Annotated in this window: 11 protein-coding genes, 1 tRNA gene and 1 pseudogene; 5 read left to right on the top strand and 8 right to left on the bottom strand. The window is 69.6% G+C overall.

The genetic code is table 11. From position 1 onward, the window contains the following. Positions 1–12: 12 nt before the first annotated feature. The 3 genes from ACFQMF_RS07410 to ACFQMF_RS07400 all read right to left on the bottom strand — a co-directional run bounded on the left by ACFQMF_RS07410 (position 13) and on the right by ACFQMF_RS07400 (position 2,875). Positions 13–786, bottom strand: a complete 774-nt coding sequence (locus ACFQMF_RS07410) for a prephenate dehydrogenase (protein WP_256409495.1) — start codon at positions 784–786, stop codon at positions 13–15. A gap of 78 nt (positions 787–864) precedes the next feature. Further along, positions 865–2,127 carry an MFS transporter gene (locus ACFQMF_RS07405; RefSeq protein WP_256409494.1) on the bottom strand — a complete coding sequence of 421 codons (1,263 nt, stop codon included), beginning with the start codon at positions 2,125–2,127 and terminating at the stop codon, positions 865–867. 70 nt (positions 2,128–2,197) lie between these two features. After that, entirely contained in the window at positions 2,198–2,875 is a 678-nt protein-coding gene (locus ACFQMF_RS07400; protein WP_256409493.1) for a thioredoxin domain-containing protein, read from the bottom strand. A 133-nt stretch (positions 2,876–3,008) separates the two neighbouring features. On the opposite strand from ACFQMF_RS07400, the pseudogene ACFQMF_RS07395 reads away from it, so the two are divergent. Beyond that, positions 3,009–3,302 (top strand): annotated as a pseudogene (locus ACFQMF_RS07395) (DUF5779 family protein); the annotation flags it as partial. 102 nt (positions 3,303–3,404) lie between these two features. Then, on the top strand, positions 3,405–4,379 hold the full coding sequence (locus ACFQMF_RS07390; protein ID WP_256409492.1) for a sugar phosphate nucleotidyltransferase: 975 nt from the start codon (positions 3,405–3,407) through the stop codon (positions 4,377–4,379). A gap of 29 nt (positions 4,380–4,408) precedes the next feature. Here the strand turns inward: ACFQMF_RS07390 and ACFQMF_RS07385 are convergent, their stop codons facing one another. Both ACFQMF_RS07385 and ACFQMF_RS07380 read right to left on the bottom strand, forming a co-directional pair. Next, positions 4,409–4,612 carry a hypothetical protein gene (locus tag ACFQMF_RS07385; RefSeq protein WP_256409491.1) on the bottom strand — a complete coding sequence of 68 codons (204 nt, stop codon included), beginning with the start codon at positions 4,610–4,612 and terminating at the stop codon, positions 4,409–4,411. A gap of 92 nt (positions 4,613–4,704) precedes the next feature. After that, positions 4,705–6,162 carry a DHH family phosphoesterase gene (locus ACFQMF_RS07380; RefSeq protein ID WP_256409490.1) on the bottom strand — a complete coding sequence of 486 codons (1,458 nt, stop codon included), beginning with the start codon at positions 6,160–6,162 and terminating at the stop codon, positions 4,705–4,707. Positions 6,163–6,312: 150 nt separating this feature from the next. Between ACFQMF_RS07380 and ACFQMF_RS07375 the strand changes: the two genes are divergently transcribed. Then, positions 6,313–6,386: transfer RNA gene (locus ACFQMF_RS07375), tRNA-Lys, on the top strand. 451 nt (positions 6,387–6,837) lie between these two features. Here ACFQMF_RS07375 and ACFQMF_RS07370 read toward each other — a convergent pair. After that, positions 6,838–7,314: a hypothetical protein gene (locus ACFQMF_RS07370; protein ID WP_256409489.1), complete on the bottom strand. Its 477-nt coding sequence runs from the start codon at positions 7,312–7,314 to the stop codon at positions 6,838–6,840. Positions 7,315–7,534: 220 nt separating this feature from the next. On the opposite strand from ACFQMF_RS07370, the gene ACFQMF_RS07365 reads away from it, so the two are divergent. Further along, complete coding sequence (locus tag ACFQMF_RS07365; protein WP_256409488.1) at positions 7,535–8,272, top strand: SDR family oxidoreductase; 738 nt, start codon at positions 7,535–7,537, stop codon at positions 8,270–8,272. A 299-nt stretch (positions 8,273–8,571) separates the two neighbouring features. Here the strand turns inward: ACFQMF_RS07365 and ACFQMF_RS07360 are convergent, their stop codons facing one another. Both ACFQMF_RS07360 and ACFQMF_RS07355 read right to left on the bottom strand, forming a co-directional pair. After that, on the bottom strand, positions 8,572–9,303 hold the full coding sequence (locus ACFQMF_RS07360) for a methyltransferase domain-containing protein (protein WP_256409487.1): 732 nt from the start codon (positions 9,301–9,303) through the stop codon (positions 8,572–8,574). Between the two features lie 76 nt (positions 9,304–9,379). Beyond that, a complete protein-coding gene (locus ACFQMF_RS07355; protein ID WP_256409486.1) occupies positions 9,380–10,546 on the bottom strand; it encodes a pyridoxal-phosphate-dependent aminotransferase family protein in 1,167 nt (388 codons plus the stop codon). A 135-nt stretch (positions 10,547–10,681) separates the two neighbouring features. On the opposite strand from ACFQMF_RS07355, the gene ACFQMF_RS07350 reads away from it, so the two are divergent. Continuing rightward, the gene (locus tag ACFQMF_RS07350; protein ID WP_256409485.1) at positions 10,682–12,232 is read left to right on the top strand and encodes a PAS domain-containing sensor histidine kinase; all 1,551 of its coding nucleotides are present in this window, start codon (positions 10,682–10,684) and stop codon (positions 12,230–12,232) included. Positions 12,233–12,235: the final 3 nt, after the last annotated feature.

Raw genomic sequence — 12,235 nt, 5'->3', positions numbered from 1 at the left:
TCGTCGTCGGGCTCACTCGTGTCGCTCCCGGCCCTCGCGGTCGCCGCGGGCCGCCTCGTACAGGTCGGCGAACTCGTCCGGATCGGCGTCGGCGATCGCGCGGGCCGCGTCGGCGACGTCGTCCGCGCCGTCGAAGGCGCGCTGGATCTCGGCGTACACCTCGGGCGCGCCCTCGGTGACCGTGTCCGCGACCTCGTCCAGCGCGGCCGAGACCGGGGTGTGGAACTCCTCGCGCACGTCGTCGCCCGCGAGCCGCCACGCGAGGACGGCCGCGTGCGCGCCGGCCTGGACCGTTTCCATGGCCCGGTCGTGCTCGGCCGGCGTCGTCTCGAACACCTCGTTGCCGCCGGCCTCGATCGCCCCCGTGACGCCCGCGACGACCGGTCCGCCCTCGTCGACGACGCAGGCGACGTTGCCGGGGACGCGCGGCGGCGCGAACAGGGGGTGGTAGCTCGCGCGCTGGAGCCCCGGCGCGTGCTCGCGCATCGCCGCGACCGCGTCGGTCATCTCGCCGGAGACGTCGAGGATCGCCCGCTCCGCGCGGGACGCGTACGCCTCGACCGCCGCGGGGACCGCCGACATCGGCACCGCGAGACACACCGCGTCGTGGGTCGTGTCGCCGTCGGCCGGGACCGTCGTCGCCCCGCGCGACGCGGCGGCGTCGTCGGCCACGTCCGGGTCGCGGTCGGCGAACGCGACCGCGGCGTCCACCGGCGATTCGTCGGCCGACACGGTGTCGGCGACCCACCGGCCGATCTCGCCCGCGCCCACGACGAGGAGGTCCATCGGTTGCCGGAACGGAGGGGGCGCATGGCTTAAAAAGGCTCGAATCGGGCGGCCGTCCACCTCGATCGGCGGCGACCGCTACTCCGACGTCGACCGCTCGGCGCCGCCGCGGAGCCCGAGGAGGCCGTCGCCCGGCGCGATCGCCCGGACGGCCGGGAACAGCGCCAGCGCGATCGCGAGCTCTAACCCGCCGACCGCGAGGAACGCCGGCGCGTAGCCGAACGCCTCGGTGGCGCTCCCGCCGACGAGGAAGCCGGCGAGGAAGCCGAGCGAGCCGAACACGTTGAACAGTCCCATCGCCGCGCCGCGGGCCTCGGGCTCGACGAGGTCGGTGACGAGCGCCATCGTCGCCGGCGCCATCAGCGCGCCGCAGACTCCGACGAGGACCATCAGCCCGGCCGCGAGCGGGTATATCGGCGCGACGCCGACGCCGACCGTGACGACCCCGTACGCGACCGAGCCGACCACGACGGGGAGGAAGCGCCCGACCCGGTCCGACAGCGACCCGAACGGCGACTGGAGCAGCGCGAACGGGACGAAGAAGAGCGCGAGCGTCGCCCCCGCGCCGGCGGCCGAGAGCCCGAACGTCGCCGAGTCCTGGAAGTAGTACACCCCGACTAAGGCGAAGAAGCCGGCCGTGAGCCGGTCGACGAAGCCGAACGCCAGCGGGACGAGGAGTCCGCGCGTCGTCCGCGCCCGCGAGAGCACGTCCCGGAAGCCGGCGTCGCCTCCCGTCCCCGCAGGGCCGGCTCCGTTCGGGAGCCCGCGCCCCGCGGCCCGGTCGTCGACGGTCGCCGCGAGCAGGCCCGCGCCCGCGAGCACCGCGGCGCCGGCGTACACCGGGTAGAACGGGTCGAGGTCGGCGAGCGCGCCGCCGACCACGGAGCCGACCGCCGCGCCCAGCCCGATGGCCGTGCCGGCGGCGCCCATGTTGCGCCCGTTCCCGCCGCCGAGGTCCATCAGAGACGTGATCGCGAGCGAGAACGCCCCGATCGTGAGCGCGCCGCCGACCGCCCGGACGGCGAGCGCCGCCCGGAAGCCGAGGCCGAGCTCCGGCACCGCCGCGAGCGCGACGTAGGAGGCGGCGCCGCCGAGCGCGCCGGCGACGATGAGCGGGACCCGTCGACCGAGCGCGTCGCTGGCGGCGCCCCAGGCGACCGCGAAGGAGACGAACGCGCCGAACTCCGCGACGAGGAACCACATGCCGGCGTCGATGCCGGCCGGCGCGCCGAGCGCGACCACGAGGTCCGGGACGCCGGGGTAGAGGAGGACCTGCGAGATCAGCACCGCGAGCACGACGGCGCCGAGCAGCCGCCGCTCCCCGCGGTCGTCGTCGCTCATCGGCTTATAAAACGGGTCGGACGGGCAAAAGGTCGGCGCTCGGGGAGACCAGCGAGGAGGCGAGGGGCGGCTACAGCGCCTCGTCGATCGCCGCCGCGATCGTCTCCGCCCGGTAGTCGGCCACCGCCTCGCCGTCCACGAAGATGGTCGGCGTCCCGGAGACGCCCATCGACGTTCCCTCCGACCGGTCCTCCGCCGACGCCTCTCCGTACGCCGCGAACCGCGCGTCCGACATCGCCGCGCAGGAGTCGGCGCCCGCGGCCTCCGCGGCGGCGCCGATCGCCTCGCCGCTGTAGCTCCCCTGCGACTCGTAGGCCGCGGTGGCGAACTCGAAGAACGCCTCTGAGCCGTTTCGATCGCCGACGCCGCGGGCCGCGCTGGCGACGGGGACCGCCCACGTCTCGTTGACGGGGATCGGGAAGTCCCAGTGCTCGTAGCGCACCTCGCCGGGTTCGATGTACTCCTCGCGGATCGCCGGGAAGTGATCGAGTTTGTAGCTCGCGCAGTGACCGCAGGTGAAGTCCTCGAACGCCCGAACGACCACGTCCGACTCGGGGTCGCCGAGGGTCGGTCGGTAGTCGAGGTTCGGGTCCGACGGCTCCGCTAGGTCGCAGTCGAACTCCCCGGTGTCCAGTTCGACGCCGCCGAGGTCGAGGGTCGTGCCGCCGCTGCCGCCGAGACACCCCGCCGCGCCGACGACGCCGACCGACGCCGCGCCCGCGAGCAGGGACCGCCGCGTGCGTTCCATGGCCGTCGCTCGGGCCGGCGAGCACTTAACCGCTCCGTGAAGGGGCCGTGGCGGGTCACCCCGGCGGCGTTCCGTCCGCCAACGCGGTCCGCGGCGTCCGAACGTTTTTGCCGGCGCCTCGCGACCCTGTGGTATGAGCGACTGGGACCTCGACTTACGCGACGCCGAAGAGCAGATGGACGAGGCGATCGCGGCCGCCGGCGACGTCGTCCTCGGCGTCCTCGACGGGACGACCGACCCGAAGGAGTGGGTCCGCAGCGTCGACTACGGCAACACGCTCGTCCTCTCGATCGAGGGCGACCTCAACGAGCTGGCCGCGGGCTTCGCCCGCGAGGTGAAGGACATGGGCGGCGAGCTGATGCATTTCCGCGGGTTCCTCGTCGTCACCCCGCCCGGCGTGAGCATCGACACCGACCGGCTGAGCGAGTGAGTCGCGCCCGCCGCCGTCCCTCCGCGACCGCTCCCCGCCGCGTTGTCGGCGGTTGACAGGAGCAAAAGAGGTATGCCACCGGGGTGAGACGGGTGCGGTATGAAAGCCGTCGTACTCGCGGGGGGTTACGCGACCAGACTCTGGCCGATCACCGAGCACCGTCCGAAGATGTTCCTGCCGGTGGGCGACAACACCGTCATCGACGAGATCTTCGAGGACCTAGAGGCCGACGAGCGCGTCGACGAGGTGTTCGTCTCCACCAACGAGCGCTTCGCCGACACGTTCGACGAGTACCTCACCGACAGCCCGTTCGAGAAGCCGACGCTCTCGGTCGAGGAGACCGTCGAGGAGGACGAGAAGTTCGGCGTCGTGGGGGCGCTCGAACAGCTCGTCGACCGCGAGGACGTCGACGACGACCTCATCGTCGTCGCCGGCGACAACATGATCAGCTTCGACCTGGCCGACTTCACCGACTTCTTCGAGTCGAAGGGGACGCCGACGCTGGCCGCCTACGACGTCGGCGACCGCGAGCGCGCGAAGTCGTACGGGCTCGTCCAGCTCGACGGCGACGAGGTGATCGACTTCCAGGAGAAGCCCGAGGACCCGCAGTCGACGCTCGTCTCCATCGCCTGCTACGCGTTCCCCGCCGAGACGCTCCCGAAGCTCACGACCTACCTGGACGACGACAACAACCCGGACGAGCCGGGCTGGTTCCTCCAGTGGCTCCAGCGGCGCGGGGCGGTCCACGCGTACACCTTCGACGGCGCGTGGTTCGACATCGGCACCGCCGACAGCTACCTCGACGCGGTCGAGTACGCCTTAGAGGGCGGCACGCTCGTCGCCGACGACGCGACCGTCGAGGGCTCCGACCTCGGCGACGTGGTCCACGTCATGTCGGGCGCGACCGTCACCGACTCGACGCTCGACCGCGCGGTCGTCTTCCCGGACGCGACGATCACTGATTCCGAAATCCGGAACTCCGTGATCGACGAGGGCGTCACGCTGGAGGGGGTCGACCTCTCCGGCGCGCTGATCGGCTCGTACACCTCGATCACCGAGGGCGACGGCTTCTAGGTCGACTTCGCGGTTCGACCGCGACCCCGTCAGTCGGTGCCGGCCTGCTCGTGCGTGTGGTGATAGCAGTCGAAGGCGGGGTCGCCGTCGTCGGTCGCGGGGTGGAAACAGACCCGCCGGTAGCGCTCGTTGTCCAGCAGGTTCGCCACGAAGCCGCCCGCGTGTCGCGAGACCGAGTCGTACGGGTCGCCGCAGGCGGGGCAGGCGTCGGGCGGGTCGTCGGGGACGTGCATGCTGGTCGCGGCGCGCTCGCTCGGGGATACGGAACCGACGAGTAAAACGGATCCGGCGGTCGGGCCGGCGGTGCTCGCGTCGACGCGTCCCGCTACGACCCGTTCCCGCCGTCGCCGCCCTCGACGCCGAGGGCGTCGAACAGCTTCCGGCGGACGGCCTCCTCGGTGAGGTGGAGGAGGGTGTCGCGGTTCTCGCCGCTCGCCTCGATGCCGGTGAAGATGCCGAGGGGGATCTCCAGCGACCCCTGCGTCGAGTGACCGGCGGCGTCGCCCATCTCCGAGAACGCCTCGTCGAGGACGTTGCCGATGTTCAGCCGGATGTCCTTCGAGCGCGCGGCGAGGTAGATGGTGTCGTCGGCGATCCCGAGGACGGCGGTCGTCGTGATCCCCTCCAGGTTGAGGAGGTGTTGGGCCGCCTGCGCGAGCGCCTCGCGGTCCCGGATGAAGCCGGCGGTCGAGAAGAGGTGGCTCCCCTGCACCTCGCGGTTCTGGATCGCCTCCGCGAGCACGTCCAGCGTCTCGGGGCTCATCGACGGCGACTCCACCTGTTCGAGGGTGTCGTGGTTCGCGAACGGGTGGAGGTACGCGGCCGCCGTCAGGTCCGCGGGCGTCGTGTCGCGCTTGAAGTCGAGCGTCTCGGCGCGGATCCCGTAGAGGAGCGCGGTCGCGACCGCCTCGGTCGGCGACTGGTCGAACTCCTGGAGGTACTTCGTGAGGATCGTCGACGTCGAGGAGACGTTGGTCCGCACATCGACGAACCGGGCGTCGAACGGCACGTCGGCTTCCAGGTGGTCGACGTAGACGTCGATGTCGACGTCGAAGTCGAAGCCGTCGTCGGCCGACTTCGCGAGGTCGACCGCGGCGACCGTCTCGTACTCCGAGAGGTCGGGCGCGTCGGACCGCGCGACGAGGTCGATCCCGAGGAGGTTGACGAACGCGCGGTTCTCCTGGTGCCCCACGTCGCCGGAGTAGAGGATGTCGGCCTCGACGCCGAACGCGCCCGCGATCGCCTGGAGCGCGGTCGCCGACGCGATCGAGTCGGGCTCCGGGTTGTCGTGGGTCAGGATCGCCATCCGGCCGCCGCCCTTCTCGATGATCTCCGCGAGCTGGCGCGCCATGTACTCCAGCTCCCCCGTTTCGAGCGACTGGAGGGCGCTGTCGGCGATCACGGTCGAGGGGTTGATCACCACGTCGGCGCCGCGCTCGCGGAGCTCGTCCTCGCTGACCGGGTCGGAGGCGCGGGCGACGAGGTAGTGGTCGCCGCCGACGTCGCGGATGGCCGAGACGGCCGCCTTGTTGGCCTCGACGTCGCTGGCGAGGATCAGCACGATGTCGCGGCCGTCGATCGCGTCGACGACGTCCGGCTCGGCGATGTCCTGCACCTGGGCGTTGAGGTCCTGATCGCGGAGCGCCTCGACGCGGCTCTCGTCGCGGTCGAGGATGAGCACGTCCTTGCCGCGACCGGTCAGCTCCTCCGCGACGGCGTGTCCGACGCTGCCACAGCCGAGGATGGCGTATCGCGTCCGCGCCGATCCGGATGCCCCACTCATTGCACGTGATTTCCCCGGGACGACACTTAACGAGTGCGCTCTCCGCGCGGGGCGGGCGGAAGCGGTGAGTCCATCGGGGACGACGGCGCCCCGGAGACCGCGTCGTCGAATGAAAAGGTCTTTTACCTCGACAGCGGTAGAATTCGGTGAGGGCCGGTAGCTCAGTTAGGGAGAGCGACGGACTCTTAATCCGTCGGTCGCGTGTTCAAATCGCGCCCGGCCCGTGCACCGAACCGCAGAGCGACAGCGATGCGGTGAGGGAACCGGACGGAAGCGGTTTGAAGTAGAGAAGTCGCAGCGCGAGCGAAGCGAGCGACCGTCTTCTCGTAGTTCACAATCGCGCCTGGCCCGCTCATTCACTAAACAATTTGAGCCGCGTATATCACAGGACTGCAGACTTACCACCTCAAAGTCAACACAAATCGCAGAGTGAGTTCGTCTGGTAACTGAACATTTCCCGGGTACCTGAGCCCACATTTAATGAGTGCGCGGATGAGTGTCATCTCCGTGGTGTTGCGGTGTCTGTCTCAGCGTGAGAATTGACTGTGACAAAGTCGAGATACCACTACATAACCTGAACAGTGAGCGAGAACGACAAGCCTCCTCAATGCAGCTCTTCCTGAATGTCATCAAAAATGCGTACTCTGCAGTCCTCAAAATATAGTATGAGGAGACTCAAGCCGGAATCACGATTAGGCCAAACAATGATCCGAGCGATACACACATTATACAAATAATTCCAAATATCCAGGTTCCAATAGAGCCTATTTCTCGTCTATTTTTGTCAATTGCATTCTGATATATCCCAACAATCTCCTCAGTAGCGATACTTCTCGATTCTGAATTTATTTCTGCTACAAATTCACGATTAAGCCCGTATCCCCAAGCTTCAGTCAAATTTCTGTATTTGATTATGGCGAGTAGAATAGCTAATATCTGTAATGCAATTGGTATGGAGAACTCAAGCAGCCCAATAGGTAGGCTTGTTTGTATAGCTACACCGGCAAATGCGAGTAACATACTAAGTAAAACTATATTAAAACTCGCAATTCTCAGTAAGGAAAGGCGTCCTTGTCGCAATGTCTGAAGTTGCTGCTCATGTGTGCTCAATATCGCTTCGAGAATTAGATCACTGTTACCACCGTCACTCATAAGATCGTATTTGACAAACTGATCAAAAAACCACCGTAATGGAGTAGGTTTACTCGTCGGTATAATTACGCTCGAACTCAAGCTCGTATTCACCATAGAGCGTGTTAATATGCTGTGTCAATTTCCTATTGTTGGGGCTGATCTGTCCGTGTCGACCGCAGAACGAGCCACCGCTTCCCCGACGCGATCCTTTATCACCGCGCTCTGCGATCCGCCGGACATGACGACGCTCGACGGCGAGACGGCACTGGTGACGGGCGCGAGCTCCGGGATCGGCGAGGCGACCGCGCACGCGCTGGCGTCCCGCGGCGCGAACGTCGCGCTGCTGGCCCGGCGGCGCGAGGCGCTGGAGTCGGTGGCGGCGGACCTGGAGGCCGAGCACGACGCGAGCGCGCTGGTCGTCGACGGCGACGTCCGCGACCGGGCGACGGGCGAGGCCGCGGTCGAGGCGGTCGTCGACCGCTTCGACGGGCTCGACGTCGTCGTCTCCAACGCGGGGCTCGGCCGCGGCAGCGACGTGGAGACGATGACCGACGAGGAGTACTTCGCCATGCAGGAGACGAACGTCGACGGGACGTTCTTCCTCGCGCGCGAAGCGCTCCCGCGGCTGAAGGAGAGCGAGGGGACGCTCGTCGTGGTCGGGAGCTTCGCGGGCCAGTACCCGCGCTCGTTCAATCCGGTGTACGCCGCGACGAAGTGGTGGGTGCGCGGCTTCGCGCACAGCGTCGCGGCGCAGGTCGGCGACGAGGGCGTCGCCGTCTCGGTAGTGAACCCCTCCGAGGTGCGCACGGAGTTCGGCAGCGAGGACGGCGAGCCGTTCGAGGAGCGGTTCGAGCCGGGCACGGTGACCGAGCCCGAGGAGGTCGCCGAGGCGATCGCGTTCGCGGCCACGCGCCGTGGGTCGTCGGCTCAGGAGATCGACCTCTTCCGCCGAGACAAGTTCGGCGACACGCTCTGACCGCGCCCTCGGTCACTCGGGGAGCGACGCGCCGCACTCGGGGCAGGCGTCGTCGGCCCGCGCGACGGCGAGGTCGCACTCGGGACAGAACCGGCGGTCGCAGGCTGGGTCGCCCATGGCGGGGAGACGCGCGCGCCGAGGTAAAACTCCGGCGGCGGTCGCGAGGCGGCCGCGGGCCGCGGTCGCTGTCCGTCGACGGTCGAGAGAGTCGCTGAGGCCGCTACGGCCGGCGCCGACGGCGGCGTCGACGCTATCGACCCGCCGCGCGGCCGGTGCGACCGCCACGACTGCCCCGGAGCTCACGCGTCGCCACGCTTCCGCAGCGCGGCGCGGTAGTGGTACTCGTTCCCCTCGCCGCCGCGGGCGACCTCGCCGAGCTCCCAGCCCGTCCCGATCGCGGCCTCGCGGAGCCGAGCGGGGCTGAACAGCCGGAGCTGGAGGACCGGGTTCGTCTCGCCCTCGTACTCGAAGAACATGACGCGGTGCGCGAGCCCCGGAGTCGGGTCGTCCCGGTAGCCGACGAGCTCGGCGGTCGCCGGATGGGTCGGATCGTAGGAGTCGACGACGGCGGTCGCGTCCGGCGCGGTCACGTGCGCGAGGTCGCCGAGGAACTCGCTCAGTCCCCGCATCGAGCCGGCGAGCCCGACCTGAGTCCCGTTCGCGAGCGCCGAGCCGAACCGGTCGCGCTCGAACTGCTCGCGCAGCGCGAACATGTCGCCCTCGCGGGCGTCGTCGACGCCGCGGTCCCGCATCGTCTCGACCAGCGCCGGGCTCGGCTCGATCGCGACCGTCTCGAACCGCTCCTGGAAGTACAGCGCGTGTCGACCGGTGCCGGCGCCGAGGTCGACGAGCGGCCCCCGAAGCCGGGACGCCAGCCACTCGTGGGCCGGGTCCGCGCTCGGGTCGAAGTCGGCGAAGTAGAACGCCTCGATCGGGTGTTCGACGGTCTCGCCGCCGTCGCGGTGCAGGAGGGGCTCGTCCCGCTCGCCGCGGAAGTGGTCGCGGATCGCTCGGCCGAACGCGTCGGACATACCGAGACCGCCGTCGGCGACGGACAAAAAGGCGAGTGAGAGGCGGTACCGCGCTCCGGTGCGGGGCGCCGCGGGCTCAGGCCTCGTACCCCTGCTCGGCCAGCGCGTCCGCCAGCGCGGCCAGCAGGTACTCGACGTTCTCCCGGCGTGCGGAGCGCCCCATGCAGCCGATCCGCCAGATCTCCCCTTCGAGATCGCCCAGTCCGGAGGCGATCTCCAGGTCGTACTCGTCGAGGAGCCGGTCGATGACCGCGGCGTCGTCGACGCCGTCGGGGACGCGCACGGCGTTCAGGCTCGGCAGCCAGCACTCCTCGGCGGCGTTCATCTCCAGCCCCAGGTCCCGCAGCCCGGCCTTCAGCTCGCCGGCGACGGCGCGGTGGCGGTCCCACCGGTCCTCGATCCCCTCCTCGGCGACGAGCCGGAGCGCCTCGCGGAGCGCGTAGACGTTCGTGATCGGCGCGGTGTGGTGGTACGCGCGCTCGTCGCCCCAGTACCCCTCCAACAGCGAGAGGTCGAGGTACCACGACCGGGCCCGCTCCTCGCGCGAGAGCACCTTCTCCATCGCGCGGTCGTTGAGCGTGAGCGGGCTCGCGCCCGGCGGACAGGAGAGGCACTTCTGCGGCGCCGAGTAGGCGACGTCGACGCCCCACTCGTCGACGCGCATCTCGACGCCCCCGAGCGAGGTGACGCAGTCGGCGATCACGTACGCGTCGTGGGCGTGGGCGATGTCGGTCAGCTCCGACACGTCGGGCTGGCGGACGCCCGTGCTCGTCTCGGCGTGGACGAAGCCGAACACGTCCGGCTGATGCTCGTCGAACGCGCGCTCGACGTCGACCGGGTCGAGGGGCTCGCCCCACGGGGCGTCGACCTCGACGACGTCGCCGCCCGCCCGCTCGGCCATGGACCGCATCCGCCCGCCGAAGTAGCCGTTCGTCGGGACGAGCATCGTGTCGCCCGGCTCGACGAGGTTCCCGATCGCGGCCTCCATCGACGCGGAGCCGGTGCCCGAGACCGGGATCGTCCACCGGTTGTCCGTCCGGAACGCGTACCGCAGCAGCTCCTGGACCTCGTCCATGATCTCGACGAACGACGGGTCGAGGTGGCCGACCAGCGGCGTGCTCATCGCCCGAAGCACGCGCGGGTGGACGTCGCTCGGCCCGGGCCCCATCAGCGTGCGGTCGGGCGGTGTCAGCTCGCCGACGTCGGGCGGCCGTTCGTCGAGCGTCGGAACCTGCTTCGACATACGCGACAAACGGAGCGGAGACGGTAAAAACGCGACGGAACGCGCAACCGAACGCGGGCCACGGCCGCGTCGCCGCCGCGACGACGCGGGCCGGGATCCGGGTTACCTAAATGGGTGGTGGCCGAACCCGGCGGTATGACTGACCTGTCGCCCGGACCGGGGTCCGAGGAGGACTTCCGGACCGTCCTCGACCGGATGGCCGACGGGTTCTTCGCGGTCGACACCGACTGGCGGGTCACGTACGCCAACGAACGGGCGGCGGAGATCCTCCAATCGGCGATGACCGACGACGCGCTCGGCGACGCGGAGTCGATCGAGGGAACCCACCTGTGGGAGGCGATCCCCGACGCCGTCGACACGGAGTTCTACGACGAGTACCACGAGGCGATGGAGACCCAGGAGCCGGTCTCGTTCGACTCGCACTACCGGCCGCTGGGGACGTGGTTCGATGTGCGAGCGTTCCCGTCCGAGAGCGGGCTCTCGGTGTACCTCCGCGACATCACCGAGCGGCGGGAGCTGGAACAGCGGCGACAGGAGAGCCTCCACGCGACCCAGCGGCTGTACGCGGTGTCGTCCGACCAGGACCGCTCGTTCGAGGAGAAGGTCGAGTCGATGCTGGAGCTGGGCTGTGAGTACCTCGGGATGCCGAACGGCTTCCTCACCCGGATCGAGGGCGACACCCAGTACGTCGAGTTCTCGAACGCCGAACACCCGGAGCTGCGGGCCGGCGAGAGCTGTCCGCTCGAAGAGGCGTACTGCAAGCGGACCGTCGAGCTCGACAGCCTGTTGACGATCGTGAACGCGGCCGACGAGGGGTGGGACGAGGACCCCGCGTACGACCGGTTCGAGCTGAACTCGTACATCGGGGGCCGGATCGAGATCGGGAGCGATCGGTACGGCACCCTCTGTTTCGCGAGCACGGCCGCCAGGGGCGAGGCGTTCACCGACACGCAGCGGACGTTCGTGGAGCTGTTGACCCGCTGGATGAGCTACGAGCTGGAGCGCCAGCGGGCGCGGTCGGAGCTCCGGCGCGAGCGGGACCGGCTCGACCGGTTCGCCAGCGTGGTGAGCCACGACCTGCGGAACCCGCTGAACACCGCGATGGGTCGCCTCGACCTCCTCGCGGCCGAGTGCGACAGCGAGCACGTCCCGCCGATCGACCGCGCGCTCGAACGGATGGAGACGCTCACCGAGGACCTCCTCACGATGGCCCGGGAGGGGCTGCCGGTCGACGACGTGGACGACGTCGACCTCGGCGAGGTCGCGGCCGACGCGTGGGAGACGACCGAGACGGCGGGGGCCGCGCTGCGCTCGGAGGCTGACGGGCACCGGATCACGGCCGACCGGACTCGGCTCCGACAGCTGCTGGAGAACCTCTTCCGGAACAGCGCCGAGCACGCGCCCGCGGACGGGGACGGAGGGGCGGACGGCGCGGACGGGATCACGGTCGCCGTCGGCCCCCTGTCCGACCGCACCGGGTTCTACGTGTCAGACGACGGTCGGGGCGTCCCGACCGCCGAGCGCGACCGGGTGTTCGAGACGGGGTACACGACGACGGACGAGGGCACCGGGTTCGGACTGAGCATCGTCGAGGAGATCGCCGGCGCGCACGGGTGGGAGGTCGCGCTCGTCGAGGGGGACCGCGGCGGCGCGCGGTTCGAGGTCACCGGCGTCGAGCCGGCGTGAGCC

The sequence above is a fragment of the Halorubrum rutilum genome (genome assembly GCF_042665015.1).
Classification (GTDB): Archaea; Halobacteriota; Halobacteria; order Halobacteriales; family Haloferacaceae; genus Halorubrum; species Halorubrum rutilum.
The sequence above is the reverse complement of the archived record's forward strand: the minus strand, read 5'-3'. Positions and strand labels throughout refer to the sequence as shown.

Coding starts and splice junctions, on each gene's coding strand:
- ACFQMF_RS07350 (WP_256409485.1), top strand. CDS start 10,682: ATGACTGACCTGTCGCCCGGACCGGGGTCCGAGGAGGACTTCCGGACC.
- ACFQMF_RS07405 (WP_256409494.1), bottom strand. CDS start 2,127: ATGAGCGACGACGACCGCGGGGAGCGGCGGCTGCTCGGCGCCGTCGTG.
- ACFQMF_RS07355 (WP_256409486.1), bottom strand. CDS start 10,546: ATGTCGAAGCAGGTTCCGACGCTCGACGAACGGCCGCCCGACGTCGGC.
- ACFQMF_RS07380 (WP_256409490.1), bottom strand. CDS start 6,162: ATGAGTGGGGCATCCGGATCGGCGCGGACGCGATACGCCATCCTCGGC.
- ACFQMF_RS07385 (WP_256409491.1), bottom strand. CDS start 4,612: ATGCACGTCCCCGACGACCCGCCCGACGCCTGCCCCGCCTGCGGCGAC.
- ACFQMF_RS07410 (WP_256409495.1), bottom strand. CDS start 786: ATGGACCTCCTCGTCGTGGGCGCGGGCGAGATCGGCCGGTGGGTCGCC.
- ACFQMF_RS07370 (WP_256409489.1), bottom strand. CDS start 7,314: ATGAGTGACGGTGGTAACAGTGATCTAATTCTCGAAGCGATATTGAGC.
- ACFQMF_RS07360 (WP_256409487.1), bottom strand. CDS start 9,303: ATGTCCGACGCGTTCGGCCGAGCGATCCGCGACCACTTCCGCGGCGAG.
- ACFQMF_RS07365 (WP_256409488.1), top strand. CDS start 7,535: ATGACGACGCTCGACGGCGAGACGGCACTGGTGACGGGCGCGAGCTCC.
- ACFQMF_RS07390 (WP_256409492.1), top strand. CDS start 3,405: ATGAAAGCCGTCGTACTCGCGGGGGGTTACGCGACCAGACTCTGGCCG.
- ACFQMF_RS07400 (WP_256409493.1), bottom strand. CDS start 2,875: ATGGAACGCACGCGGCGGTCCCTGCTCGCGGGCGCGGCGTCGGTCGGC.